The following is a 26,136-nucleotide window of genomic DNA, read 5'->3' on the forward strand; positions in this document are numbered from 1 at the left end:
GAAAGCGCGAGTATCAGGGCGCCGGCCGTCATGGCCGATCGCGCTCGAATGTGCCTCAAGGAGCTCGCATGGAGGAGAAATCCGTCGACGTCCTGACGCCCGGGCCGGATGAATCTGCGATCCACAGGAGCAGGTACACCGGCCCGATGACTGGCATCGAAAAAGACCTCGCCGAGGTGCTGGCCGACGTCATATGCGTCGAACGGGTGTCGGTCGGCAGCCACTTCTTCGATGACCTCGGCGCCAACTCGTTGGTGATGGCCCAGTTCTGCGCACGGCTCAGGAAGCGGACGGACCTCCCTTCAGCGTCGATGAAGGACATCTACCGACACCCCACGATCCGAAGTCTGGCGACGGGGCTCGCGGACGCCGCGCCCACCCCTGTCGATTCGTCGGTCCCGGTGTCGACCGAGGTGGCGGCCCCTGCCGGAACGGTGCGGTACGTCCTCTGTGGAACGCTGCAGTTCCTGCTTTTCCTGGGATATTCCTTCCTCGCCGGACTTGCTGCCGACCGAGGCTATGCATGGGTCTCCGCCGGCTCGGACGTGATCGGGATCTACCTGCGATCGTTCGTCTTCGGCGGCGTCGGATTCGTCGGCCTGTGCACCTTCCCGATCGTGGCCAAATGGCTCCTCATCGGCCGGTGGAAATCGCGCGAGTTCCCGGTCTGGGGTCTGACGTATCTGCGCTTCTGGACCATCAAGGTGCTGATACACGCCAACCCGATGATTTTCTTCGTCGGCAATCCCCTGTACGTGCTTTACCTGCGAGCCCTGGGCGCACGGATCGGCAAGGGGGTCACGATCCTCTCCCGCAACGTTCCGGTCTGCACCGACCTGCTCACGATCGGCGCCGGCACGGTGGTCCGCAAAGACTCGTTCCTCCTCTGCTACCGGGCACACGCCGGCCGTATCCAGACCGGCCCGGTCACCCTTGGCCGGGACGTGTTCATCGGCGAGAAGACCGTGCTCGACATCGACATCTCGATGGGCGACGGAGCGCAACTCGGCCACACCTCCACGCTGTACAGCGGCCAGGTGGTCCCTGATGGCCAGCGCTGGCACGGATCACCGGCACAGCCCACCGAGCATGACTACCTGAGGATCGAGCCGGCCAAGTGCGGCACGCTGCGTCGGGCCGGCTTCGGTCTCATCACCGTGCTTCAGCTGCTCTTCCTCTACCTGCCGCTGGCTGTCGGGGGCGCTTACATGCTGGTGACCCTGGTTCCGGCGCTGCACAACCGGCTGGGCCCGGACGCTGTGGGGTTCACCTCGCCAGGTCTCTACATCGACGCGCTGATCCTTTCCTTCGTGCTGTTCTTCGGCTTCGTCGTCGTGGGCCTTGCCGTTCTGTTCACCGTTCCGCGCCTGCTGAACCTGGCCGTCAAACCGGACAAGGTCTATCCGCTGTACGGGTTTCATTACTCGATGCACCGGGCGATCGGGCACATGACCAACATCAAGTTCTTCGCATGGCTGTTCGGTGACAGCTCCTACATCGTCCACTATCTACGGGGTCTCGGATACGACTTGTCCCGGGTCGAGCAGACCGGGTCGAACTTCGGCACGGAAGTGCAACACGAGTCCCCGTTTCTGTGCTCGGTCGGCAGCGGAACGATGGTCGCTGACGGGCTCTCCATCATCAACGCCGAATTCTCGAGCACGTCCTTCCGGGTGTCCCGGGCCTCGATCGGTCCACGCAACTTCCTCGGGAACAACATCGCCTATCCCTCAGGGGCCAGGACGGGCGAGAACTGTCTCCTCGCGACGAAGGTGATGATTCCGCTCGACGGCGAGGTACGCGAGGGGGTGGGCCTGCTCGGCTCACCATGCTTCGAGATTCCCCGGTCGGTCGAGCGTGACTCCCGGTTCGACCATCTCCGGACCGGCGACGAGTTGCGTCGCAGCCTCGCGGCGAAGAACCGCTACAACATCCGCTCGATGGTCTTCTTCCTGCTCGTGCGGTGGCTGCACTTCTTCGTGCTCACGATGCTCGCCCTGGCGAACGTCGGTCTGTACGACTCCTACGGGCATGTGCTGATCGCTGCGTTCCTGGTGTTCAGCCTTGGGTTCACCGCCTTCTACTTCGTACTGGTGGAGCGCGGCATCGCGGCATTCCGCGCGCTCCGACCGCGGTTGTGTTCCATCTACGACCCGTACTTCTGGTGGCACGAGCGCCTCTGGAAGGTGCCTGACGCGTACCTCAACGTCTTCAACGGCACCCCTTTCAAGAACGTGATCTGGCGGATGCTGGGGGTTCGGCTCGGCAGCAGGGTCTTCGATGACGGCTGCTATTTGACGGAGCGGACGCTCACCACCATCGGGAGCGACTGCACGCTCAATGCAGGAAGCAAGATCCAGTGCCACTCTCAGGAGGACGGCACCTTCAAGTCCGATCGCAGCACCATCGGCGCCGGCTGCACCATCGGTGTGGGAGCACACGTCCACTACGGCGTGACGATGGGCGACGGCGCCGTGCTCGCCCCGGACTCCTTTCTCATGAAAGGCGAGGAAGTCCCGCAGCACGCACGCTGGGGAGGAAATCCCGCCACAGAGACGCGAGATGCCCCTGATCAGCCCGAGGCACTGGCGCGGAAGGCGTAGCGCCGCCCCTGTCGGCATGGAACAGCACGGTGGCGACGGTGAATGGAGAGGGACGACCAGATGGGAATGCACGTGCAGGCCGACCGGGAGTTCTGGCGCGCGGTGCTCGTCGCCGGTGGATGCACCGCAATACCGCGGTGGACGCTCAATCCGGTGACGGGCGTCGGCGAACACGAGGCGGCAATTCCGGACGACGTCGTGGCAGCGTTGGGCCGGCTGGCCGAGGACCTGGCGGTGCCGCTCGGCTCGGTGCTGCTGGCCGCGCACGCCAAGGTGCTCGCCGCGCTGTCCGGCGAGCACGAGGTCGCAGCCGGCTACGTCACGGCGGAGGGCAGCAGGCCGCTGCCCTGCCGGCTGACGACCGAACCTGACTCATGGCGGACGCTGCTGCAGGAAACTCATCGAGTCGCCTCAAATCTGCTGGCGCACAAGGACTTTCCGGTCGATGAGCTCAGGCGCGAACTGGGCCTGGCCGAACCGGCGATCGAGACCGTGTTCGATCCGCACGGCGCGGGCGGCGAACTCGCCGGTGACTCCGTGTTGTGGGTGGGATTTCCGCAACGCGACGGTCGGCTCGTGCTGCGGCTGCGGTACCGGACCGACGCGATCGACGCGGACTACGCCGTCAGGATCGCCGGATACCACCTCACCGCGCTCGCGCTGATCGCCGCCGATCCGGACGCCGAGCACCGGCGGCAGAGCCTGCTCTCCACCGAGGAACTCCGCTTCCAGCTCGATGGGCTCGCCGGTCCGCGCCGGGAGCTCCCGGACCGCCGGTTCCACGAGTTGTTCGAGCAACGGGTGGCGGCACACCCGGACGCCGTCGCGGCGGTGCACGGTGAGCGGCAGCTGACGTACCGGGAACTCAACGCGCGTGCCAACCGGTTGGGACGGGCCCTGCTGGCGCGGGGGCTTGGCCCCGAGGGTGTCGTCGCGGTGGTGACCGAACGCAACCTGGACTGGATGGCCGCCGTTCTCGCGGTCTTCAAGGCCGGCGGCGTGTATCTGCCCATCGAGCCGCATTTCCCGGCGGATCGCCTCGCAACCATGCTCTCCCGTGCCGCATGCGAGCTCGTGCTGACCGAACCCGGCAGCACTTCCACTCTCGACCAGGCCCTCGACTCGCTGCCCGGGATCCAGAAGCTCTTCGTCGGCGCAGCCTACGAGGAGGACCATGTCGACGACGATCTGGGCCTCCGCGTCGCACCGGACCAGCTCGCCTACATCTATTTCACCTCGGGGTCCACCGGGGAGCCCAAGGGCGCCATGTGCGAGCACGCGGGCCTGCTCAACCACCTCTACGCCAAGATCGACGACCTGGAGATCGGCGAGGGACAGGTGGTCGCCCAGACCGCACCCCAGTGCTTCGACATCTCGCTGTGGCAACTGGTGTCCGGGCTCCTGGTCGGGGGGCGCACCCTGCTGGTGGAGCAGGAGGTGATCCTGGACGTCCGGCGGTTCGTCGACAAGATCATTGACGCCCGGGTCGCCGTCCTCCAGGTCGTACCCTCCTACCTGGACGTCGTCGTGTCGTTTCTGAAGCAGCACCCCCGCGAGCTGCCGGACCTGCGGTGCGTGTCGGTCACCGGCGAGGCGCTGAAGAAGGAGCTCACGCAGCGCTGGTTCGCCGCCCAGCCCGGGATCAAGCTGGTCAACGCCTACGGGCTGACCGAGACCTCGGACGACACCAACCACGAGGTCATGGACCGCGTACCCGACGGGGACCGGGTCCTGCTGGGTCCCGCGGTCAACAACGTGCACGTCTATGTTGTCGACGAGCACCTGGCCCCGGTGCCGCTCGGCGCCCCCGGTCTGATCGTCTTCTCCGGCGTCTGCGTCGGCCGCGGATACGTCAACGACCCCGAGCGCACCCGGCAGGCCTACCTGGCTGATCCGCACCGTGCGGGCGCCCGGCTCTACCGGGGCGGCGACTACGGCCGCTGGCAGCCCGAGGGCAAGCTGGAGTTCCTCGGCCGCCGGGACAACCAGGTAAAGATCCGTGGCTTCCGGATCGAGATCGGCGAGATCGAGAACACCCTGTTGCGGGTGCCCGGTGTGCGCGACGGTGCAGTGGTGGTCACCGAGCGGGCCGACGAGAGCAAGCACCTGGTGGCGTTCTACTCCGGTCGGCGGCCACTCGATGAGGACGTCCTGCTGGACCGGCTCGGCGAGTCGCTGCCCGAATACATGGTCCCGTCGGCCTTCCACTGGCGGGAGAGTCTGCCGCTGACGGCCAACAGCAAGATCGACAGGAAGACTTTGCAGGCGCTCGCCGGAGAGCTCGGCCTCGTCCAGGACGACTACCGCGCGCCGAATACGCCGACCGAACAGCAGCTGGCGGCCGCATGGGCGAAGGTGCTCGGCATCCCGCAGAACCAGATCGGACGGCGGGACCACTTCTTCGACCGGGGCGGCACGTCACTGTCGGCAGTGAAGCTGGCGATCACCCTGGACCGTGCGGTGTCCCTCAAGGACGTCACCCGTCACCCGATCCTTGCCGATCTGGCCGGCTTGGTCGACGGCAGGTCCGAGCTCCGCTCCGGGCGCTCCGGGCTGCTTCAGTCGCTGTCGGAACCGGACGGTACGCAGGGCGCTGCCCTGGTGTGCTTCCCCTACGCCGGCGGCAATGCGGTGAACTTCCGGCCGATGGCCGGCGCACTGCCGGGCGGCGGGCCGGCGGTCTACGCCGTCGAACTGCCCGGTCACGACGTGGCCGCCGGAAGCGGGCCGTTCGCCCCGATGGCACAGGTGGTCGAGCAGGTCGTCGTCGAGATCATTCAGCGTGGCCTCACCAGGGTCCTGCTCTGGGGTCACTCCTCGGGCGCCGCGTTGGCCGTGGAGACGGCCAGAAAGCTGCGGGAGCGCGGGGTGGACGTCCAGCGGGTGTTCCTCGGCGCGCAGCTGCTCGGCAATGCCGCCGACCGGCGCGCCGGCATCACCGAGCTGACCGGGCGCAGCGACGCCGAGATCACCGGCATGCTGAGCGCGGAGGGCGGCTACCCCGAACTCGGTGAGCTGGATGCGCAGCACGCCGAGCACATCGGTGCCGCCTACCGGCACGACTGCGTATCCGCACACCGCTATTTCGCCGACGCCCTGGACAGCCCGCCGGCGCTGAAGCTGTCCGCGCCGGTCACCGTGGTCGTTGCCGCCGACGACCCGAGCACGGCGGAGTACCCACGCCGGTACCGCGACTGGCAGCTCCTGGCCGAGCAGGTCGACCTGCACGAACTCACCGACGGCGGACACTACTTCCTGCGTACCCGTCCTACCGGGGCGGCACAGGCCGTGCTGCGCACCGCCGAACTGTTCGCTTCTTCCTGACCGGCAACTGAAAGGAAACCGAGATGTCTTCCACATCCACGGCGTCGCCGGTCGACGTCGAACTCGTACCCGGCAAACCTCCTCTCCTCCGGGCCGAGGCCACCGGCGGCGCGCTGAGCTGGGCGACCGAGCACCGGGACGCGCTGCGCGCTGTCGTCGCCGAGCACGGTTCGGTCCTGGTCCGCGGCCTCGGGCTGCGCGACGCGGACGGGACCGGCGCCGTCTTCTCGAGGCTGGCCACCGGTCTGATGACCGAGAAAGAGGTCTTCGCACCACGACGGACCTACTCCGACGGCGTGTACTCCTCATCGACGTGGCCGCCGAACCAGCCGATGTGCATGCACCACGAACTGAGCTACACGCTTGAGTTCCCCGGCCTGATGATGTTCGCCTGCATCAGCGCGCCCACCGACGGCGGCGCAACCGCGGTGGCCGACTCACCGACCGTACTCGACGCGCTGCCCGTCGACCTGACCGAGCGGTTCGAGCGGGAGGGCTGGCTGCTCACCCGCAGCTACAACGACGAGATCGGGGCGTCCGTCGCCGAGGCGTTCGGCACCGCGGACCGTGGCGCCGTCGAGAGCTACTGCCGCGCCAACGCGATCATGTTCGAGTGGCAGCCCGACGGCGGACTGCGCACCAGACAGCGCCGCAGCGCCGTGGTGCGTCACCCGGTCACCGGCCGACGCTGCTGGTTCAACCAGATCGCGTTCCTCAACGAGTGGACGATGGCCCCCGAGGTGCGCGAGTACCTGGTGGACGTCTACGGCGCCGACGGGCTGCCGTTCAATACCCGCTTCGGCAACGGCGACCCGATCGACGAGGACGTCGTGGACCTGCTCAACAGCGTCTACGAGGCCAACACCGCACGCGAGCCGTGGCTGGCCGGCGACCTGATGCTCGTCGACAACGTCCGCACCGCGCACAGCAGGGAGCCCTTCGAAGGGCCGCGCGACGTGCTCGTCGCCATGGCCGACCCGGTGCATCTGGCCGACTGCTCGCCGACCGTCGAGGTGACCGCAGGATGACCACCACCGGCTCCACCGCAATGAAGTCCGCAATGTCCGCTCCGGTCACCGTGCCACCGTTCGCCGTGATCTCCGGTGCCCAGGTCCAGCGCGCACTGCACGGGCGCGAGAAGCAGATCGTGGAGTTGGTCGAGGCCACCTACCGGGTGCACGGTGCCGGTGACTCGGTGAACCCGCCGTCGTACTTCCTGCGCTTCCCGGACCGCCCGTCCTCCCGGATCATCGCGCTGCCCGCCTCGATCGGCGGCGAGGTGCGGGTGGACGGCCTGAAGTGGATCTCCAGCTTTCCGGAGAACGTGGCGGCCGGTATCCCGAGGGCCTCGGCTGTGCTGATCCTCAACGACCATGACACCGGCTACCCGTTCGCGTGTCTGGAAAGCTCGATCATCAGCGCCACCAGGACGGCGGCGTCGGCGGCGTCGGCGGCCGACTGGCTGAGCCGCGACCGGCCGCGACCGATGCGCGTCGGGTTCTTCGGCGTGGGCCTGATCGCCCGTTACATCCACACCTTCCTGGCCGGCACCGGCTGGTCGTTCGACCAGATCGGTGTGCACGACCTGTCCGCCGACAGCGCGGCAGGCTTCCGGTGCTACCTGGAGCAGTCGGGCACCACCGGCCGGATCACCGTGCACGACAGCCCCGAGCAGTTGATCCGACACAGCGACCTGGTGGTCTTCGCCACCGTCGCCGGCCAGCCGCATGTCAGCGACCTGTCCTGGTTCGCACACAATCCGCTGGTGCTGCACGTGTCGCTGCGCGACCTCGCGCCGGAGATCCTGCTCGCCTCGGCCAACATCGTCGATGACATCGAGCACTGCCTGAAGGCCGACACCTCGCCGCATCTGGCCGAGCAGCTCACGGGCAACCGGGATTTCCTGCACGGCACATTGGACGACGTGATGGCCGGGCGCGTGGCGGTGCCCGCGGACCGGCCGGTGGTGTTCTCGCCCTTCGGCCTCGGGGTGCTCGACCTCGCGGTGGGCAAGGACGTCTATGACGAAGTGGTCCGCCGCGGAGAGTTGCGCGTCGTCGACGACTTCTTCCACGAACTGAGCCGGTACGGATGAGCCGCCCCAGAGCCCAAGGGGCTAGTCCAGGACTCATCCCAGGAGAGATCGCCGGTCAAGTCGCCGCAGGTCAGGGCGTACGAGACAGCGACCGCTGACGCAGGGCCCCGTCCGGTCCGGCTCGGCACCGGCTCCCGCCCGCAAGAGCGAGAAGCCCGCCCACGGCCGGATGGACGTTATGAAAGTGCTCTGCTCCAGATAGAGGAGACCATCGTGCCCGTCGTATCCGTTCCCTACGCCTACAACGAAGAGGAGCTCTATGTCGACCTTCGGTCGATCTTCGGGCACCCACTCTTCCTGAAGTGTGAGGGCTTCAACTTCGCCGGCTCGATCAAGTTGAAGGCCGCGACCGAGATGGTGGAGTCCGCCGAGCGGGATGGAATCCTGACGCCTGAATCGATCCTGGTCGAGTCCTCGTCCGGAAACCTCGGCGTGGCGCTCAGCATCATCGCGGCAAGCAAGGGCTACCGGTTCCTGTGTGTGACGGACGCCCGCGGCAACCTGACGACCAGGATGATGATGGAGGCGTTGGGCAGCCAGGTGCACATGATCGCCGGACAGGAGGCCAACGGCGGCTTTCTCGGCGCGCGGATCGAGTACGTCCGTGCGCTGTGCGACTCCGACGACCGGTACGTGTGGCTCAGTCAGTACACCAATCCGAACAACTGGAAGGCGCACTACCGCAGGACGGCGCCGGAGATCGCCCGCCAGTTCCCGCAGCTGGACGTGCTGTTCGTCGGGGCGGGCACCACCGGGACACTGATGGGCTGCGCGCGCTACTTCCGGGAGTGGCAGCGGCCGGTGCGGATCGTCGCAGTGGACAGCGTCGGCTCGGTGTCCTTCGGCGGTTCGCCGGGCCGCAGGATGATTCCCGGCCTGGGGATGAGCATGCGCCCGCCGCTGCTCGACGAGTCCTATGTGGATGAGGTGATACGTGTCGAGGAGGCGGACACCGTCCGCACCTGCCATCGTCTGGCCAGGCGCGGATTCCTGTTCGGCGGCTCCACCGGCACGGTGGTCAGCGGTGCAACGAACTGGCTGGCCCGGCATGACGCGCACGATCTCACCGCGGTGGCCATCGGCCCGGACCTCGGCGAGCGGTACCTCGACACCATTTACCAGACCAACTGGCTGCACGATCTGTACGGCGAGGACGTGCTCGACTCCGACGAGGTGGCCGCCGGTTCCTGGGCAGCTTCCCCCGCGCCACCGACGCGGTACGGCCCGGCGGCTGGACCTGCGGACCGGCGACCCCACGGACAACCGGCGCCATCGGTTCCAGGATCATGAGACCCAGGGCCGCTCGTTCGGACCATGCCGGGCTCGCGTGCCCTGTCACGCCCATCTGCGGCGCCGTCGTCGGTCGGCACGGCTCCGCCATGCCTCCCTCCTCCTCATGGCGCTGAAATGAAGCGGCAGATGTACGGGCGTGCTGGCTTCGCTCTCCTCCGGCATCGGATCTTGCTCGGCTCACGTCGCCCTCCGTCACCACCGAATCAGCGACAGAGCCGTTTACTGACACACCCTCGCGTGCACCGTCCCGGCATATCGCCGGGTGAAGCCGGTGTCGGCATCGGCCCTGACAGTCACGTCGTACCGCCCGCAGTCCGCAGGCCAGGTCAAGGAGACCTTCTCGCGCGGGCCTACGGGCCGAGTGAGTTCCACACGGCCGAAGTCGTTCGCGGTGATGGTGAAGCACACGGCCGTCCCGCCCTCGTTGGCCAGCACCAACTCGACCGAAGCGTTCTCCGGTTCGCTGCCCCGGAGGACGGCTGTCACCTGAGGCGCGGCAGCGTCGTTCTGATCGACTGCGATAACGGTCCCGGCGAAACGGCAGACGAATCCGTCGGCACCGTGCACGGTGAAGTCGTAGCGGCCACCGGTGCGTTTGGCGTCCCAAACATAAGTGGCAGTGCTTTGCGGCGCGACGGTGAACGGTGTTCCAGCGAAGGGCCGGACGATGTTGGGGAACACCGTGAAGTGGAAGGCCGTGCTTCCCTCGTTGGTGAGGGTGCAGGTGATCTTGCCGGTGGCACAGTCCACTGCGACATCGGCCCACGGGCGGTAGGGAAGCAGCCGGTGCGGGCGAGGACCGCCGGGTTCCTGCGTCGGCATGACCTGTGTGCCTGGGGCAGGAAGCTGTACGGGCGGCAGTTCCTGCGCTGCGTCGGCCTGCTCCATCAACGCGCGGGTGTCGGGTAGCTCGGGGATCGAGAAGTCGGGCCTGGTGAAGTCGAAGCAGGTGGTGAGGTCGCCGCAAACGGCGCGGCGCCACTGCGAGATGTTGGGTTCCCGTACGCCTGTGACGAGTTCCAGGAAGCGCAGCACGGAGGTGTGGTCGAAGACCTGGGAGTTGACCCAGCCGCCGCGCGACCACGGTGATATCACCCACAGGGGCACGCGGTTGCCCAGTCCGATCGGCTGCCCGTCCACGAACTCCTCGGGGGTGCCCGCGGGCGGGACGGGCGGGACGACGTGGTCGAAGTAGCCGTCGTTCTCGTCGTACATGACGAGGAAGACGGTGTGCCGCCACACGTCGGGGTTGGCGAACACCGACTGAAGAGCGGTGTTGACCCAGTGCGCGCCGTAGGCGGGGCTGGCGGTCGGGTGCTCGCAGAACAGGTACGGCGAGACCAGCCAGGACACTGTCGGCAACGTACCGTCCTTGCAGTGCGCGTCGAAGGCCGACAGGTCCCACTTCGTCATCGCGTTGACGTAGCGCGGGTCGTCCTTGTCGAACGCATGGAACTGGCTGAAGTATTCGAGGGCGTTGTCCTCGTAGTTGCCGTCGCGCTCGTCCAGCCCGGGTGTGTGGTAGACACGCCAGGAGACGCCGGCTTCCGAAAGGCGCTCCGCGTAGGTCGTCCAGTCGCACACCGGGCTCTCGGGCAGCGGGGTGTTGTCGATCCACGGCCCGGTCGTACCGTCGCGGCCCGGGCCAACCGTGCCGGTCCACAGGTAGAGGCGGTTGGGGCTGGTGGGCCCGGCCAGGGAGCAGAAGTACCCGTCACACAGCGTGAAGGCGTCGGCCAGCGCGTACTGGTAGGGGATGTCCTCACGGGTGAGATAGCCCATGCTCTGCTCACCCTTGGCCGACGTCCAGCGGTTCATCGCTGCGTTGTTGATGGCCTCGTGACCGGACTCCCAGTCGTGGGGCAGGCCGTCGGCGTTCTGCGCGTTGAACTTCGTGGAGTCCATCCGGTAGGGCAGCAGGAAACCACCGTCGGTGCGGGACAGGGCGGGCTGGCGGAAGACGCTGTCGCCGTTCGGGAACATCAGTGCCTGACGGTCTCCGAACCCGCGTACGCCGTTCAGCGTGCCGAAGTAGTGGTCGAAACTGCGATTCTCCTGCATGAGGATCACGACGTGGCGGATGTCGTCCATGGTGTCAGTTCCTTTCCGCGGACGTGAGCAGGGACGCGAGCAGGCTCAGATCTGCCCGCTCCAAGGAGTCGAGGACCGTCCGTCCCGCCACAGTGGGGATCGGTACGGTGGAGGGAACGGCCAGCACAGCGCACCCGGCGGCCTCGGCCGCGGCGACGCCTGTGGGCGTGTCCTCGACGACCACGCAGGCTCGCGGATCAACGCCGAGGGCGGCGGCCGCCGCGAGGTAGGGATCAGGTGCCGGCTTGGTGCGGGCTGTGTCCTCGACGGCGAATGTCAGGGTGAACCGCTCCTCGCCCAGGGCCTTGTGCACGAGGTCGACGACGTGGCGCGGCGACGCGGAGACGATCGCCGTGGGGACCTCGGCTGCGGCCAGTTCGTCCAGCAGGCGCGGTACGCCCGGGCGCGGCACGATGTCGCGGGCAACCAGCGCGGCAAACGTCGTGTCCAGGTCGGTGGCGAGCGCGCCGGCATCGGGGGCCGCAGGGCCGCCGGTGCGGTGGAGGTGAGCTGCGGTGTGCACCGCCGGGCGGCCGAGCACGTGAGGTGTGTCGGCATCGGTCAGAGGCCGCCCGATCGCGTCTGCGATCTGATTCACCGCGGCCCACCAGAGCCGCTCGGTGTCGACGAGTGTGCCGTCCATGTCGAACAGCACGGCAGCGGGACGGCCGGGCGTGGGGTTGCGATCGTTCATGGGTGTCTCTCCAGTGCGTGGCGATCGGGCGGAAGCGGAAGCTCTTCGCGTCGGATGCCGGCAAGGCCGGCAGGATGGGTCCGAGACGAAGGTGCCGTCGGGTGGCGAAGGTGACTGGAGGCGTCAGCTTCCATCGCCACGGCCGTCTGCCTGGCGGTGGCGATCCACGAGCACCGGCCGGTCCGGTAGCGTCAGCCTCACCGTCGTACCGACGGGGAGTGCGGCAGTGGAGTGGGTCGGCACATCCGCCAGCACCTCCGTGCCTTCGGCCAGGCGTACAGTCAGCCGGGTCGTCGCGCCCAGGAACGATGCGCCCACGATCCGGGACGTGCCCTCGCCGTCCGCCGTGACCCCGACCGCTTCCGGTCGTACCAGTACGTCCAGTTCGCCGCTTCCGCCGACGGCTCCGGCGAAGCCCGGCAGCGTCCCGTGAACTGGCAGCGTGCGGCCGAACGCGCATACGTTCCTGCCATCCGCGGCCGGCCTGGCAGGTATGCGGCTCATCACTCCCACGAACTCGGCGACGAACGTGGTGGCGGGGCGTTCGTACAGTTCTGCGGGGGGTGCGCACTGCTCCAGTCTCCCGGCACGCATCACCGCGACCCGGTCGGCCATGGACAGGGCCTCTTCCTGATCATGTGTCACGAACAGTGTGGTGATGCCTAGTTGCTGCTGAAGGCGGCGGATCTCCTCGCGCAGTGTCTGCCGTACCTGTGCGTCGAGCGCCGACAGCGGCTCGTCGAGCAGGAGGACGCGTGGCTGCAGGGCCAAGGCCCGGGCCAGTGCGATGCGCTGCTGCTGGCCGCCGGAGAGCTGGCGCGGGTAGCGGGCGGCGTGGTGCGCCAGCCCGACCAGTTCCAGGAGTTCCGCGGCGCGAGTCCGCCGTGCGGCTCTGCGCATCCCGCTCATCCGCAGCCCGAAGGCGACGTTGTCGATGGCGTTCATGTGCGGAAAGAGGCTGTACGACTGGAACACCATGCCCGCGTCGCGGCGGTGTGCGGGAACGCGCGTGATGTCCTCGCCGTCCACCAGTACCGTGCCCGCGTCGGGCTGTTCGAAGCCTGCAACCGTGCGCAGTGCGGTGGTCTTGCCGCAGCCGGACGGGCCGAGCAGTGCCAGGAGTTCGCCGGGGCGGACATCCAGGTCCAGTCCGTCCAGTGCCGTCGTGGTGCCGAAGGCGCGGCGCAGCCCCCGGAACTCCACAGTGGAGCCGGCTCGTGTCGGGCTGATGGTTGTCGGATCGGTGAGAAGGTCGGTCATGAGGTCTCCTTGGGGCGGCGCGTGCGTCCGGTGGCGCTGATCGCCAGCAGCAGAATCCAGGTGCCGAGGAGGCCGACCATCGACACGGCCACCGACATCTGCGCCTGCGAGCCACTGATGGCGACGATCCACACGGCGAACGGCTGGTAGCCGAGAACCGCTGCGACGGTGTACTCGCCGAGCACGAGTGCCAGGGTCAAGAACGCCGTGTTGAGCAGCGCGGCGCGCAGGTTGGGCAGCACCACGTGGGCGAGGGTGCGCGGCCATGAGGCCCCGCAGGACCGCGCGGCCTCGACGAGCACGCGCAGATCGACGGCCGACAGCCCGGTGTCAAGCGTGCGGTATGCCAGCGGCAGCGCCATCAGCGTATAAGCGAGCACCAGGACGAGCGGGAATTGCGGGGCCTGGAGCGCGACCATGGCCGGGAAAAGCGGGGTGCCGGCGAAATGGTCGGGTCCCCAGCGCAGCACCGTGCTGATCCCGGCGACCAGGGCAACAGCGGGTACGACCAGCGGCAGCATGCACACGATCTCAACGAGCGCGCGCAGCCGAGGAGCGGCCAGCCGCGCCGTGACCAAGGCGGGCACGAGCAGCCCGAGAACGAGCGCGATGGTGGCTGTGGCCAGTTTCAGGGTCAGTGTGAGACTGCTGGTGAAGCCGTCGGCGTCGAAGATGCCGGTGTAGGCATCGAATCCGACACTCTGGCGGGGGCCACCGATTCCGACGCTGAAGCTGACGGCGCATGCGATCGGGACGAGGAAGTACATACCGGTGAGCAGCAGCACGGCGCCGCGCCCGTATCCGGTCCTGTTCAAACGAGCCATCGCGTGCTCCTGCGCTGCAAGGGCACCTGGACGGCCATGACAAGCCCTGCGACCAGCACCATGTCGACGCCGAGCGCCAAGGCGACGTTGTCCTGGCCGACCAGGACGTCGCCGGAGAGCGCGTCCGCGATCTGCATGGTGACCAGTGGTACCGAGCTGCCGACCATCGCGGCGGCGGTCGCGTATGCACTGAACGCGGTGCCGAACAGCAAGACGTAGCCGCCGAGCAGAGACGGCATGAGGATCGGCAGGGCGACGTGCGTCCAGTACCGGAAGGCATTGGCGCCGTTGTTGTGGGCAGCCTCGCGCCAGTGGCGACGCAGCCCCTCCAGAGCGGGGGCCAGTGTGAGCACCATGAGCGGAATCAGGAAGTAGAGGTAGACGAGGGTCAGGCCCCAGAAGCCGTACAGGTTCCAGCCGTATCCGAGGAGGTGGAAGCGCGTGGTCAGCACCCCGGCGTTACCGAGCGTCGCGACGAACGCGAAAGCGAGCGGCACACCGCCGAAATTCGCCAGCACGCCCGCGCCGGCGAGGATCGCCTCGCGCAGCGCGCGGAATCGCGAGGTCACGACCGCGTGGGCGATCGGCAGACCGACAACCGCAGCAATCAGCGCGGAGACGGCTGAGAGCTTGATGCTTCCGATGAGCGCGGCCAAATAGGGGCCGTGCAGCGAGGCGCTCATGTTGGCGCCGGTGAAGCGGGCCCCGCCGGGCATGGTCTCGGGCGTCATGAAGGCGCCGTACACCATCGTCCCGGCGGGCAGGCCGAACACCACCGCGGCGAAGACGAGCAGAGGAACGGCGCCCAGCCAGCCTGCCGAGCGCGGCAGGCGCAACCGTCGGGCGGAACTGGCATCGGTTTGGGTACCGCCGCCGAAGGGGCGGGTGAGGTTGTCGTCTGCGGCGACCTTCTGGAGAGCGCTCATCCGCTGACGACCCGGCCCCAGCCCTGCATGACGGCCTGCTTGGCCTTGCTGAGCTGATCCTCCGTCGGGAACGCCGCCGTGCCTCCGGGTGCCTGCGGGAGCTTGGCGGCGGCGGTGGTGTCGAGCGTGCCGGCCTTCTGCATCGCGGGCATGAGCACGGGGCGGGCGTGGCCCTTGAGCCACAGGTTCTGGCCTTCGGGGCTGTAGAGGAACTCCTGCCACAGGCGGGCCGCGGCCGGGTGCGGTGCCCACTTCACGATGGCCTGGGAGTAGTACTCGGCGTACACGCCGGCGGTCGGGACGCTCACCTTCCAGTCGACGCCCTTGGCGCGGAGGTCGTCGGCGTAACCGGCGTTGAGGTAGTCCCAAGTGATGCTGATGGGAGTCTCGCCCTTCTGGATGGTCGCAGGAGTCGACTCAACGGGGTTGAAGTTGCCGGCCTTCTTCAGTCGGGTGAAGAAATCCAGGCCCGGTCCGATGTCGTCGAAGGAACCGTGGCCGGCGAGCGCCGCCGCGTACACGGCGCCGAAGGCGGACCCGGACTTCGTCGGGTTACCGGTCAGCGCGACCTTGCCCTTGTACTGCGGATCGAGCAGGTCGGCGAAGGTCTTCGGGCACTTCTTGACACGGGCCGCATCACACCCGATCGAGGCGTATCCGCCGAAGTCGTTGTACCAGCGGGCCTGGGCGTCCTTCTGGGCCTTCGGAATCTGGTCGAACGCGGAGACGCGGTAGGGCGCCAGCAGGTTCTGCCCGGCCGCGCTGATGGCGAAGGCCCTGCCCACGTCGATGACGTCCGGGGAGCGACCCTGGCCTTTGCGGGAGGCGGCCGCGTTGATCTCGTCCTGGCTGGAGGCATCGGGGTTCTCGACCTCGACCTTGATGCCGTACTTCTTCTCGAAGGTGTCGATGATCTGGCCGTAGTTCGCCCAGTCACGAGGGAGGGCGATGGCATTCAACTTGCCCTCCTTCTTCGCTGCCGCGACGAGGGCGTCCATGCCGCCGAAGTCCTTTGCCGAAGTGGCGGTCGCGGCCTTGCTTCCGCTGCCTCCTTCACCATCTGCGCTGGTCATGCCACATGCACTGAGTCCCAGTGCGGCCGCTACAAGGGTGCAAGCAAGGCTCAGGGAGCGAACGTGGTGCAGTCTCACTGAAGTCTCCTAGTGCAATAAGTTGGCTGTACAACTTGACTCATTACCCAGGAGAGTGGTGTACGGAAAATGAACGCCGACGAACATGCGGAGGAGTCTCTCGCAAAGAGATCGCGGACCGTTCAACGGGAGGACCTAGCCGGTGAGCCAGGCTCGGGGAGCGGATAGGGTCACGTCAGAGCATCGATGGACGCCCGAGGAAAGGAGAGCGAGATGGCAGTCGCGGGGGGCGGCACCGCCGGAGCGGCCCGGTACCGACGGTTGGCGGCCGACCTGCGCGAGGCCATAGCTGCCGGCACCTACGGGTCGGACGGTCGGCTGCCCAGTGAGGAGCAGCTCGCCCAGCAGTACGGTGTATCACGCGGCACCGTCCGTCAGGCGCTGGCCGTGCTGCGCGCCAACGGCCTGGTCACGTCCCGGCGCGGCACGCGTCGCGTCGTTCTCGGCACGGCACGGACGCAGAGTTTCTTCGAGCTGCTGAGCTTCACCCGCTGGGCACGCTCGCTCGGAGAAGAGCCGGGCGGCCGCACGATCGACGTCGAACACCGTCCCGCAGAACCGTTGGAGTGCGAGCAACTCAGCCTCGCTCCCGGATCACCGATCTACCGGGTGCTCCGGTTGCGGACGTTGTCGCGCGTGCCGATCATGATCGAGCGGACGATCTATCCCGAGCGCATCGGCGCCCTGATCGAGCGCCTGGATCCCCACACGATCTCGCACACCGATCCACTGGCAGAGGAAGGAGTGGTGTTCGCGGACTCGGAACACACCATCGACCTCGTCTGCGCCGATACCGACGATGCGCGCCTGCTCGGCTGTCCCCCGGATGCGCCGCTGATGCGGGAGCGGCGGCGGGCCACGGACCAGGCGGGCAGGCCGTTGATGTGGTCGGACGACCGTTTTCTGCCGGGCACGGTTGCCTTCACGGTGCACAATTCAGTGGCGACGACGGCACTGTCACGCCGACGCGGCTGACGCGCCTGTCGTTCCGGAATGATAGGCGCGTCAGCCGCAACCGAGCGCGACCATACCTGCCGTCCCCCGCCGCGTAACGGCGGTTGACGCATGCCCGGTATAGGTGACGCCCCGCACACCCGCCCAGGTGAGTTCCACACGTTCGTGAGGACGCGTGAGCACGCATCGTTCACGGCCGACCGCATGGAAGAGCTGACTGAGGGTCGTGCCGAGGGCGTCGACAATCGTACGCAAGGTCCGGCACCGCGCCCCGCGCGAACCCGGGGGTCGCAGTGCTCAGTCGGTCCTCTCACGGTTGCGATCCGCACTCGGGGGAAAAGACCGAAGCTGAGAGCTCGAGGAAAGAGCTACCAGGGCGTGTTTCGAAAGGAGCGCCGTCCGCCCGTAGGGCGGGCCTGGCGGGACTTTCGAAACACGCCCTGGGGCATCTCGGCAACGCCGGATGCGTGCCTGCCACGCCGTGGCCGCCCGATCAGAGGTCGCCCGACAGGCTCCGAGGGGACGGCCGGGATCGAGGCGGGCTGGGCGGAGGCCGGGGGGTAGGTCTGGCCCTACCCCAAGTCTCGCGCCTGCCGCACTGCGCCGTGTAGCGCTCCTGGGGTTTCGTGGAGGCATCACGGAGACAGAGAGGCGGCGCCCCGATGACGGCATGGCTGGGTGAGCAGGTGCTGGCGTACGGAAGCTTCGGCATCCTCGCCGCAGTGCTGCTGCCTGCCCTGGAGGCGGCGCTCCCGGTGGTCGGGGCGCTGATGCCAGGGCAAACTGCCGTGGTGCTCGGCGGGATGCTCGCCTGGCACGGCCACATCACGGTCGAGGCAGCCCTGTTCACCGCGCTCATGGGCGCGGTGCTCGGCAACCTCGCCGGGTTCGCCGTCGGGCGACGCTGGCAGGGCCGCCTGCTGGCCCGGATGACATCCCGGTCGAGGCACCGCCGGTACACCGAGCGGGCCCAGGGGCTGATCGAACGGCGCGGCGGCAGCGCGGTGTTCGTCGGACGCTTCACCGCCGTCCTGCGCACCTTCATACCGACCCTGTGCGGGACGACCGGGATGCCGCTGCGCCGCTATCGGTTCTGGTCCGTGGTCAGCAGCGCGGTGTGGGCGTCGGCCTTCGTCCTGTTCGGCTACGTCATGGGGCCGGCGGGGCCCGGGTGACACCCCCGAGGGCGCAGGCTCCTGCCAGTGCAGGCAGATGCCGCACGCCACGCCGTGACCGGCGTCCCGGCCGCTTCGACAATGGCCGGCCGGCGCCGCGTTCCGAGGCATCAGCCCCGCCCAGGTGCGCGGGATGACCGAACACCGATACGAGTTGGGACACATGAGTAAAGACGCGATCCAGTTGCGCTCCGTCATCAGGCGGTACGGCTCCGGCGGTACCTCCGTCACCGCCCTCGACGAGGTCTCGCTCGCCTTCCCCACGGGGACGTTCACCGCCGTGATGGGCCCCTCCGGCTCCGGCAAGTCGACGCTGCTGCAGTGCGCGGCCGGGCTGGACCGGCCCACGTCGGGTTCGGTCACCGTGGGCGGCACCGAGCTGACCAAGCTGAGCGAGACCAAGCTGACCCTGCTGCGCCGCGAGCGCATCGGCTTCGTCTTCCAGGCGTTCAACCTGCTGCCGTCCCTGACCGCCGAGCAGAACGTGGCGCTGCCCCTTCGCCTGGCCGGCCGCCGCCCCCCGAAGGATCGGGTCCGCGAGGTGCTCCAGCAGGTCGGCCTCGGCGACCGCGCCCGGCACCGGCCGACCGAGATGTCCGGCGGCCAGCAGCAGCGGGTCGCGCTGGCCCGCGCCCTGATCACGCGCCCGGAGGTGGTCTTCGGCGACGAACCCACCGGCGCCCTCGACTCCCAGACCAGCCGCGAGGTGCTGACCCTGCTGCGCGGCATGGTCGACCGCGAGGGCCAGACGATCATCATGGTCACCCACGACCCGGTCGCCGCCTCCTACGCCGACCGTGTGGTCTTCCTCGTCGACGGCCGGCTCAACGGCGAGCTGATCGGAGCCTCCGCCGAGGACATCGCCGCGCGCATGACCAAGCTGGAGGCCGTACCGTGCTGAGCACCGCCCTGCACACCCTGCGCACCCGCTGGGTCACCTTCGTCGGCAGCTTCGTCGCCCTCTCGCTGGGCGTCGCGCTGCTCGCCGTGATGGGTCTGGCGCTGGCGTCCTCGCTCGACGCCCCCGATCGCAAACCCGAGCGGTTCGCCGCCGCCCCGGTCGTGGTCAAGGGCGCGGACACCCTGCGGGTACCCACCTCGATCGGCGACCGGACCCAGAAGCTCGCGCACCCCAGGCCTGTGCCGGGCGAGGTCGTCGCCCGGCTGAAGGAGCTGGGAAGCGTCGTCGAAGACCGGTCGTTCCCCGTACGGGCCCAGGGCGGGCCCGGTGACCTGGTGGGGCACCCTTGGTCCACCGCCGCCTTCGCCCCGTACCGCATCGAAGCGGGACGCGAGCCCCGCACCGCCGGCGAGGTGGTCGTCAGCGGCGACTGGGCCCGGCCGGGCGCCCGGTTACGGACCGATGGCGGCACCGTACAGGTCGTCGGCACCGTCGCCGGTCTCGGCTTCGAGAACGCTGTCTTCTACACCGACCAACGTGCCGCCGAGTTGTCGCCGCACAGCTTCCAGGTCGCCATGGACGCCGACGAGGCGGCCGTGCGCGAGGCGGTGCGGGACAGCGACGGCGCCCAGGTCCTCACCGGTGACGCGCGCAGGTTCGCCGACGCCGATCCCGACCGGGACAGCAAGGCCCTCACCGCGATGAACGCCATGTTCGGCACGGCCGGCGGAGTCACCGGCTTCGTGTCGGTGTTCGTCGTGGCGTCCACCTTCGCGTTCGCGGTCGCCCAGCGGCGCAGGGAGTTCGGTCTGCTGCGCACCGCGGGGGCCACTCCGGGTCAGATCCGCCGCATGATCGTCTCCGAGGCCCTCGTGGTGGGCGTGCTCGCCTCTGCCACCGGCTGTGTGCTCGGGGCGTACGGGGCGCCGAAACTGGCCGAGTGGGTGGTCGAGGGCGGCCTCGCCCCCCGATGGTTCACCATCGGCGATGACACCTGGCCGTACCACATGGCGTTCTGGACGGGCCTGCTCGTCGCGCTGTGCGGTGTGGTGGCCGCGTCCTGGCGGGCTGGCCGGACCGGCCCCACCGAGGCGCTGCGCGAGGCGGCCGTGGACACCCGGGCGATGACATGGGGCCGTTGGCTCTTCGGCGTGGCCCTGCTGCTGGCAGCGGCCGTGACGCTGGGCCTGGCCTTGGTGAGCGACCCGACCGACCTGCTGCACCGCAAGACCTATGTGAGCCGGCCGATGCTGCTGATCACCGGGGTCGCGCTGCTCGCACCGGTGCTGGTACGCCCCTTGGCCCGGCTGATCGCCTGGCTCCCGGCCCAGTTGCCCGGCGCCACCGGGATGCTGGTGCGGGAGAACGCGGCCGCCGGTGTCCGACGCACCGCCGCCGTCGCGGCGCCCGTCCTGGTCACGGTCGCGCTGGCCGGCTCACTGCTGGGCGCGACCGCCACGTTGAACGAGGCCAAAGCCACCGAGGTGGAAGAGCAGACAGCCGCCGGCTTCGTGATCACCCCGGCCGGCGGCGCGGGCTTCGACCGGGCGACGCTGGAAAAGCTGCGCGATGTGCCCGGCGCCGAAGTGTCGGCCACCTCGTCGAGTGCCGTCTACGTCCTGGAGGATGGCATTGCGCTCCTCAAGTCCGAGGCCCGCGCCGCCGAACCCGCACTGCTCGCCGCCACCACCCGGTTGCCGCTGGCCGCCGGCAAGGTGAGCGACCTCGACGACGACTCGATCATCGTCAACGAGGAGTGGGAGCGGCACGCCGTGGGCGAGCGGGTGGACGTGTGGCTCGGTGACGGTACGAAGAAAACGCTGCGGATCGTCGCGGTCATGGCCACGGGCACCGGCAACAACGGTGTCTACGTCACCCCGCGCAATGCCCCGGGCGCGTCCGTCGACCGTGTCGACATGGCCCTCGCGGACGGTGCCGACGCGACCACCGTGGCCGCCGGACTGCGCGAGGTGGTGCACACCTCGGGCGGAGAGGTCTTCACCAAGGACCAGTGGGTGCGGGCAACCTACCCCGAGACCAATCGCACGACCCGGCTGGGCTTCCTGCTGGTCCTCGGCATCGCCCTCCTGTACACGGGCATTTCGCTGGCCAACACCATGGTCATGGCGACCTCCGACCGGGTCCGTGACCTGGCCGTGCTGCGGCTGGCCGGAGCCACCAGGTGGCAGGTGCTGCGGCTGGTGGGCGCCGAGGCGCTGGTGGTGGTCACGGTCGGCGCGGTGCTGGGACTCCTTGTCGCCGGGCTCAACCTGATGGGCATGTGGGGCGCGCTGGGCCTGCTGTCGGTGTGGACCTCGATCGAGATCCCGTGGGCGACGATCGGCGGGGTCGTGGGCGCCTGCGTGGTGCTCGCCGTGGTCTTCTCGGTCGTCCCTGCGGCGCTCTCCTTGCGCCGTAGGGCGGTGGAGCTGGCAGGTGTGCGGGAGTGACCTCCCCAGATCGGGTCCTGTGCGGCGGCGACCGTCACCGTCGCCCAGAAGCGTTCATCTCAAGAGGTCGTTACAACAACCCCGTCCAGAGGGAGTTGCAGTGGGCTTCGAGATCCGGGAGGACCGGAGGCCGCAGTGGCCCAGGAATCTCCTGACGGAGCGTGAGCCTCCATTCTTCAGTGGTGATCGCTGCCGCGTGAGGCGGTGACTTCGCCCCGTTTGTCCCGATGGTGGCCAGGTGGGGCCTTCGCGTGTCGCTGCGGCAGCACCGGGTTCCACGAGCCCGGGACGTGCGGTTCTCCTTCCTGGCCTTCGTTGGGGCCGGGCCCGCTTGTCAGGTGCCGGCGGTCAGGTCGGTGAGTCGCCACCAGGCCAGGATGAACGTTTTGGACCATGGCCAGCTGGGGTCGAGGCGACGGTTGCGGCGTCGGGCGCGGACCGCGAGCCGGCCGGGCAGATGGTAGATCCGGAACCGCATCGTGGCAGGTTCTGCGTCGGACAGCTTGTCCCGGCAGTGCAGGGCGAGAAGGCGGAGCCAGGCGTCGGGGTCGGCTGCGAGGTCCGCGGCCGGCACCCGACTTCTATTGATCATCCAGGACTTCTGCGGGAGGCTGGCCAGACCCATGGACAACACCCTTCGCGGGCTGGCCGAGCCCTCGCGGGGGCGCCGGCAGCACCCCCATGGTGGGCACGCGCACTTCGGCACGCAGAACTATGGTGTCCCACCACATACGCCTCTGACCTGCGCATTCCTACGGTGTGGCGACACGCAAACGTCCCCGTCACATACCAGGAAGTGGTGCCGATGTCCTCCCCCGCGACCGCTCCTCCACCCCCCTCCAACCTCAAGCGCATCGTCGCCGCGAGCCTCATCGGCACGACCATCGAGTGGTACGACTTCTTTCTCTACGGGTCAGCAGCCGCGCTGGTCTTCAACAAGCTGTTCTTCCCCGACTCCGACCCGCTCGTCGGAACGCTCCTCTCCTTCCTCACCTATGCGGTCGGCTTCGCCGCCCGGCCGCTCGGTGCCCTGGTCTTCGGGCACTACGGCGACCGGCTCGGTCGCAAGAAGCTGCTGGTGCTGAGCCTGCTGCTGATGGGAGGTGCGACCTTCGCCATCGGGCTGCTGCCCACGCATGCCACCGTCGGCGCCGCCGCTCCCGTACTGCTCACAGTGCTGCGTCTGGTGCAGGGCTTCGCCCTCGGTGGTGAGTGGGGCGGGGCCGTACTGCTGGTGTCGGAGCACGGCGATGCGAAGCGGCGAGGGTTCTGGGCCTCCTGGCCGCAGACCGGGGCGCCGGCCGGGCAGTTGCTCGCCACCGGAGTGCTCTCCGCCCTCACCGCGCTGTTGTCGGACTCGGCCTTCGAGGCGTGGGGCTGGCGTATCCCGTTCCTGCTCTCCGGCGTACTGGTGGCCGTCGGCTTGTGGATTCGTCTCTCTGTCGATGAATCGCCGGTGTTCAAGGCGGCGTTGGAGCGGGCCGAGGAGCGCAAGGCGGCCGCGTCGGCCACCGAGAAGATGCCGCTCGTCGCCGTGCTGCGGCACCACTGGCGGGATGTGCTCATCGCCATGGGCGCCAGGATGGCGGAGAACATCAGCTACTACGTGATCACCGCGTTCATTCTCGTCTACGCGACGACTGCCGCCGACCTGAGCAAGCAGACGGCGCTGAACGCCGTACTCATCGCCTCCGCCATCCACTTCACGGTCATCCCGATGTGGGGTGCGCTGTCGGACCGGATCGGCCGCAAGCCCGTCTATCTGATCGGGGCGGTCGGTGTGGGGCTGTGGATGTTCCCGTTCTTCGCCCTGATCGACAGTCGTAGCTTCGGCAGCCTGCTGCTCGCCGTCACGGTCGGGCTCATCTTCCACGGGGCGATGTACGCACCGCAGGCGGCCTTCTTCTCTGAGATGTTCGCGACCCGGATGCGGTACTCGGGTGCGTCGATCGGTGCGCAGTTCTCATCGGTCGCGGCCGGTGCTCCGGCGCCGCTCATCGCCACCGCGCTGCTCGCGGACTACCACACCTCGACACCGATCTCGCTGTACGTCATCGCCGCGGCGCTCATCACCGTGCTGGCGGTCGTGTGCGCCAAGGAGACCCGCCACCGGGATCTCACGGACATCGAGGCGACGGCGGAGCCGGACGCGCCCGCGGTGCTGCCCGCCGATGCCCGTACCGCGTGAGTTCCGGTGGCCGGACGGGCCGGGGAACCGGCCCGTCCGGCCACGGTGCGCGTACTACCGCGTCACGGCTGGACCGTCGGCTCGAACCAGGTCGGTTCGTCGGTCAGGGACTGCTTGATCCGGAAAAGACCGAAGTCGTTCAACGGCGGCAGGGCGTCAAGCGGGAACCAGTCCACCTCCAGGGACTCATCGTCATTGACGCGCGCCTCACCGCCGGTCGCCTTGCAGCGGAAGGTGATGTCCAGGAACTGGCACCGGTCGCCATTGGCGTACTGCACGGGGTTCAGCGCCTGGGTGAGCACCACCCGCTCCGCCACACAGTGCACGGCGGTCTCCTCGTACACCTCGCGCACCGCCGTCGTGGCGGGCTGCTCCCCCGGCTCGCAGATGCCGCCGATGAGCGCCCACTTGCCGGTGTCGGAGCGTCTGCCGAGCAGGACCCTGCCCTCGTCGTCGAAGACCACGGCGCTGACGCCCGGCAGCAGGAGCAGCTGTGTGCCCGCCGTGGCACGGATTTCACGGATGAAGTCAGGAATAGCCATGCGCCGACCCTACGTGGCCCATGCCACCGTTCAGCGCCCTCGGCGCGCCTGTACCGATCTGACGGTCGCCCAGCCCAGTCCCGCTGCGGCGATCAGCACGAGCAACCCCTCGGGGAGCGTGCCCAGCCGGGTCGCGGGGGTCATCGAGGAGCGCAGCGGCACCTTGTCCACCAGCGCGTCCGGGGTGAACATCTTCGTCTGCTCGGCGATCGTCCCGTCCGGGCGGATGACCGCGCTGACGCCGCTGGTGACGGGGACGACGACGGACCGGCTGTGTTCCACGGCCCGCACCCGGCTCATGGCCAGCTGCTGGTACGTCATCTCGCTGCGTCCGAAGGTGGCGTTGTTGCTGGGGACTGCGATCAACTGGCTGCCGTGTTCGACGGTGTCCCGTACGGCGTCGTCGAACGCGGCCTCGTAGCAGGTGACGAGCCCCACCTTGGTGCCCGCAAGGTCGAACACGCCGACCTTCTTACCCGGTCCGAAGTCGCGCTGTACCCGGTCGACGTCGGAGCTGAAGATGCGTACGAAGGAACGCATCGGCATGTACTCGCCGAACGGCTGGATATGGCGCTTGTCGTACGTGGCGACGGGGCCGCCCGACGGGTCCCACTGGATGAGGGTGTTGCGCAGCTTGCCGGTGTCGGGCTCGATGACCGCGCCGACCACGGTGGGGGCGTTGATCGCCTTCACCGCTTCGTCGATGACGATCCGTGCGTCGGCGTTGCGGTAGGGGTCGAGGTCGGAGGAGTTCTCGGGCCACAGTACGAAGTCGGGCTGCGGTACTTTGCCCGCCTTCACCTCGGCGGCGAGCTGTTCGGTGCGGCGTGCGTGGTTGTCAAGAACGGCGCGGCGCTGGGCGTTGAAGTCAAGTCCGAGGCGCGGCACGTTGCCCTGGATCGCGGCGACGGTCGCGGTTCCGTCCTCCGCCGAGTCGTCGACGAGCGGGCGCGCGGCCAACGCCCCGGCGAGGGGTACGAGGACGGTCGCGGCCGCGGCGGAGACTGCGGCGCGGGGAATCCGACCGGTGCTGCGGTATGCGCGGAAGGAACGCACCGCTTCGAACAGTCCGAAGCCGCACAGCACCACCGCGAACGAGAGCAGCGGCGTGCCGCCCACCGCCGCGAGCGGCAGGAACACGCTGTCTGCCTGCCCGAAGGCGATCTTGCCCCAGGGGAACCCGCCGAACGGCACCCGGGCCCGGACCGCCTCGTCCAGGGCCCAGACCGCGGCGCCCCAGACCGGCCACCACGCGAGCCGGGACACGGCGGCGACCCCGATGCAGCCCACGGCGACGAACAGCGCTTCGGCGGCGGCGAGCGCCAGCCACGGCAACGGACCGACCTCCTCGCCCGTCCAGTGCAGCAGCGGCAGCATGAAGCCGAGCCCGGCGAGCAGGCCGAGGCCGAATCCGGCGCGCAGCCGACGGCTGTGCAGAGCCCAGCCGAGCAGTGCGAAACCGGGCAGAACCAGCCACCACAGCGGTCGGGGCGGGAAGCTCAGATACAGCAGCACACCCGACAGTGCGGCCGCGGCCGGTCGTGCGAGCCGCGGCAGGAACCGTCTCCCCCGCGGCTGAGTGGCGGAGAACTGCGGGTCGTCGACGGGGGTGATGGTGGCGCTCACCTGGCGGAGTCTACGGTGGTGAGGAGAGCGCGGGGCAGC

The 26,136-nt window shown here is 68.7% G+C and carries 19 protein-coding genes; 10 read left to right on the forward strand and 9 right to left on the reverse strand.

From position 1 onward, the window contains the following. The first annotated feature begins 68 nt into the window (after positions 1-68). The 5 genes from ACIBB8_RS23615 to sbnA all read left to right on the forward strand — a co-directional run bounded on the left by ACIBB8_RS23615 (position 69) and on the right by sbnA (position 9,312). Positions 69-2,603: a Pls/PosA family non-ribosomal peptide synthetase gene (locus ACIBB8_RS23615; RefSeq protein WP_398955128.1), complete on the forward strand. Its 2,535-nt coding sequence runs from the start codon at positions 69-71 to the stop codon at positions 2,601-2,603. Positions 2,604-2,663: 60 nt separating this feature from the next. Beyond that, complete coding sequence (locus ACIBB8_RS23620; RefSeq protein WP_398955130.1) at positions 2,664-5,927, forward strand: amino acid adenylation domain-containing protein; 3,264 nt, start codon at positions 2,664-2,666, stop codon at positions 5,925-5,927. A gap of 23 nt (positions 5,928-5,950) precedes the next feature. Further along, a complete protein-coding gene (locus tag ACIBB8_RS23625) occupies positions 5,951-6,955 on the forward strand; it encodes a TauD/TfdA family dioxygenase (RefSeq protein WP_398955132.1) in 1,005 nt (334 codons plus the stop codon). After that, positions 6,952-8,022, forward strand: a complete 1,071-nt coding sequence (sbnB, locus tag ACIBB8_RS23630; protein ID WP_398955135.1) for a 2,3-diaminopropionate biosynthesis protein SbnB — start codon at positions 6,952-6,954, stop codon at positions 8,020-8,022. The genes ACIBB8_RS23625 and sbnB overlap by 4 nt, the downstream gene beginning before the upstream one ends. Before the next feature lie 213 nt (positions 8,023-8,235). Beyond that, positions 8,236-9,312, forward strand: a complete 1,077-nt coding sequence (gene sbnA / locus ACIBB8_RS23635; RefSeq protein WP_398955137.1) for a 2,3-diaminopropionate biosynthesis protein SbnA — start codon at positions 8,236-8,238, stop codon at positions 9,310-9,312. Between the two features lie 222 nt (positions 9,313-9,534). Here sbnA and ACIBB8_RS23640 read toward each other — a convergent pair whose 3' ends face one another. The 6 genes from ACIBB8_RS23640 to ACIBB8_RS23665 form a co-directional block, all read right to left on the reverse strand. After that, positions 9,535-11,406, reverse strand: a complete 1,872-nt coding sequence (locus ACIBB8_RS23640) for a phosphocholine-specific phospholipase C (RefSeq protein WP_398955138.1) — start codon at positions 11,404-11,406, stop codon at positions 9,535-9,537. A 4-nt stretch (positions 11,407-11,410) separates the two neighbouring features. Next, complete coding sequence (locus tag ACIBB8_RS23645) at positions 11,411-12,100, reverse strand: HAD family hydrolase (RefSeq protein WP_398955140.1); 690 nt, start codon at positions 12,098-12,100, stop codon at positions 11,411-11,413. A 123-nt stretch (positions 12,101-12,223) separates the two neighbouring features. Beyond that, positions 12,224-13,360 carry an ABC transporter ATP-binding protein gene (locus ACIBB8_RS23650; RefSeq protein ID WP_398955142.1) on the reverse strand — a complete coding sequence of 379 codons (1,137 nt, stop codon included), beginning with the start codon at positions 13,358-13,360 and terminating at the stop codon, positions 12,224-12,226. Beyond that, the gene (locus ACIBB8_RS23655; protein ID WP_398955144.1) at positions 13,357-14,184 is read right to left on the reverse strand and encodes an ABC transporter permease; all 828 of its coding nucleotides are present in this window, start codon (positions 14,182-14,184) and stop codon (positions 13,357-13,359) included. Before ACIBB8_RS23655 ends, ACIBB8_RS23650 begins: the two co-directional genes overlap by 4 nt. Next, positions 14,172-15,110: an ABC transporter permease gene (locus tag ACIBB8_RS23660; RefSeq protein ID WP_398955146.1), complete on the reverse strand. Its 939-nt coding sequence runs from the start codon at positions 15,108-15,110 to the stop codon at positions 14,172-14,174. The genes ACIBB8_RS23655 and ACIBB8_RS23660 overlap by 13 nt, the downstream gene beginning before the upstream one ends. Next, positions 15,107-16,183: an ABC transporter substrate-binding protein gene (locus ACIBB8_RS23665; protein ID WP_398955147.1), complete on the reverse strand. Its 1,077-nt coding sequence runs from the start codon at positions 16,181-16,183 to the stop codon at positions 15,107-15,109. Before ACIBB8_RS23665 ends, ACIBB8_RS23660 begins: the two co-directional genes overlap by 4 nt. Before the next feature lie 291 nt (positions 16,184-16,474). Between ACIBB8_RS23665 and ACIBB8_RS23670 the strand changes: the two genes are divergently transcribed. From ACIBB8_RS23670 to ACIBB8_RS23685, 4 genes are all read left to right on the forward strand, one after another. Continuing rightward, positions 16,475-17,236 (forward strand): GntR family transcriptional regulator, encoded by a 762-nt coding sequence (locus ACIBB8_RS23670; protein WP_398955150.1) that lies wholly within the window; start codon positions 16,475-16,477, stop codon positions 17,234-17,236. A gap of 641 nt (positions 17,237-17,877) precedes the next feature. Next, the gene (locus tag ACIBB8_RS23675; RefSeq protein ID WP_398955151.1) at positions 17,878-18,390 is read left to right on the forward strand and encodes a DedA family protein; all 513 of its coding nucleotides are present in this window, start codon (positions 17,878-17,880) and stop codon (positions 18,388-18,390) included. Positions 18,391-18,553: 163 nt separating this feature from the next. After that, positions 18,554-19,291, forward strand: a complete 738-nt coding sequence (locus ACIBB8_RS23680; RefSeq protein ID WP_398955235.1) for an ABC transporter ATP-binding protein — start codon at positions 18,554-18,556, stop codon at positions 19,289-19,291. Then, positions 19,285-21,741, forward strand: coding sequence for an ABC transporter permease (locus ACIBB8_RS23685; RefSeq protein ID WP_398955154.1), 2,457 nt, complete (start codon positions 19,285-19,287; stop codon positions 21,739-21,741). Before ACIBB8_RS23680 ends, ACIBB8_RS23685 begins: the two co-directional genes overlap by 7 nt. A gap of 334 nt (positions 21,742-22,075) precedes the next feature. On the opposite strand, the gene ACIBB8_RS23690 is transcribed toward ACIBB8_RS23685, so the two are convergent. Continuing rightward, positions 22,076-22,333: a hypothetical protein gene (locus ACIBB8_RS23690; protein WP_398955156.1), complete on the reverse strand. Its 258-nt coding sequence runs from the start codon at positions 22,331-22,333 to the stop codon at positions 22,076-22,078. A 213-nt stretch (positions 22,334-22,546) separates the two neighbouring features. On the opposite strand from ACIBB8_RS23690, the gene ACIBB8_RS23695 reads away from it, so the two are divergent. Next, complete coding sequence (locus tag ACIBB8_RS23695) at positions 22,547-23,929, forward strand: MFS transporter (RefSeq protein WP_398955158.1); 1,383 nt, start codon at positions 22,547-22,549, stop codon at positions 23,927-23,929. A gap of 62 nt (positions 23,930-23,991) precedes the next feature. Here ACIBB8_RS23695 and ACIBB8_RS23700 read toward each other — a convergent pair whose 3' ends face one another. Beyond that, a complete protein-coding gene (locus tag ACIBB8_RS23700; protein WP_398955160.1) occupies positions 23,992-24,471 on the reverse strand; it encodes an NUDIX hydrolase in 480 nt (159 codons plus the stop codon). 30 nt (positions 24,472-24,501) lie between these two features. Next, the gene (gene lnt, locus ACIBB8_RS23705) at positions 24,502-26,097 is read right to left on the reverse strand and encodes an apolipoprotein N-acyltransferase (protein WP_398955162.1); all 1,596 of its coding nucleotides are present in this window, start codon (positions 26,095-26,097) and stop codon (positions 24,502-24,504) included. Positions 26,098-26,136 lie beyond the last annotated feature (39 nt).

It is taken from the genome of Streptomyces sp. NPDC051286, assembly GCF_044455345.1.
Lineage (GTDB): Bacteria > Actinomycetota > Actinomycetes > Streptomycetales > Streptomycetaceae > Streptomyces.

Coding starts and splice junctions, on each gene's coding strand:
- ACIBB8_RS23615 (WP_398955128.1), top strand. CDS start 69: ATGGAGGAGAAATCCGTCGACGTCCTGACGCCCGGGCCGGATGAATCT.
- ACIBB8_RS23620 (WP_398955130.1), top strand. CDS start 2,664: ATGGGAATGCACGTGCAGGCCGACCGGGAGTTCTGGCGCGCGGTGCTC.
- ACIBB8_RS23625 (WP_398955132.1), top strand. CDS start 5,951: ATGTCTTCCACATCCACGGCGTCGCCGGTCGACGTCGAACTCGTACCC.
- sbnB (WP_398955135.1), top strand. CDS start 6,952: ATGACCACCACCGGCTCCACCGCAATGAAGTCCGCAATGTCCGCTCCG.
- ACIBB8_RS23640 (WP_398955138.1), bottom strand. CDS start 11,406: ATGGACGACATCCGCCACGTCGTGATCCTCATGCAGGAGAATCGCAGT.
- ACIBB8_RS23645 (WP_398955140.1), bottom strand. CDS start 12,100: ATGAACGATCGCAACCCCACGCCCGGCCGTCCCGCTGCCGTGCTGTTC.
- ACIBB8_RS23650 (WP_398955142.1), bottom strand. CDS start 13,360: ATGACCGACCTTCTCACCGATCCGACAACCATCAGCCCGACACGAGCC.
- ACIBB8_RS23655 (WP_398955144.1), bottom strand. CDS start 14,184: ATGGCTCGTTTGAACAGGACCGGATACGGGCGCGGCGCCGTGCTGCTG.
- ACIBB8_RS23660 (WP_398955146.1), bottom strand. CDS start 15,110: ATGAGCGCTCTCCAGAAGGTCGCCGCAGACGACAACCTCACCCGCCCC.
- ACIBB8_RS23665 (WP_398955147.1), bottom strand. CDS start 16,183: ATGACCAGCGCAGATGGTGAAGGAGGCAGCGGAAGCAAGGCCGCGACC.
- ACIBB8_RS23670 (WP_398955150.1), top strand. CDS start 16,475: ATGGCAGTCGCGGGGGGCGGCACCGCCGGAGCGGCCCGGTACCGACGG.
- ACIBB8_RS23675 (WP_398955151.1), top strand. CDS start 17,878: ATGACGGCATGGCTGGGTGAGCAGGTGCTGGCGTACGGAAGCTTCGGC.
- ACIBB8_RS23680 (WP_398955235.1), top strand. CDS start 18,554: ATGAGTAAAGACGCGATCCAGTTGCGCTCCGTCATCAGGCGGTACGGC.
- ACIBB8_RS23690 (WP_398955156.1), bottom strand. CDS start 22,333: ATGATCAATAGAAGTCGGGTGCCGGCCGCGGACCTCGCAGCCGACCCC.
- ACIBB8_RS23695 (WP_398955158.1), top strand. CDS start 22,547: ATGTCCTCCCCCGCGACCGCTCCTCCACCCCCCTCCAACCTCAAGCGC.
- ACIBB8_RS23700 (WP_398955160.1), bottom strand. CDS start 24,471: ATGGCTATTCCTGACTTCATCCGTGAAATCCGTGCCACGGCGGGCACA.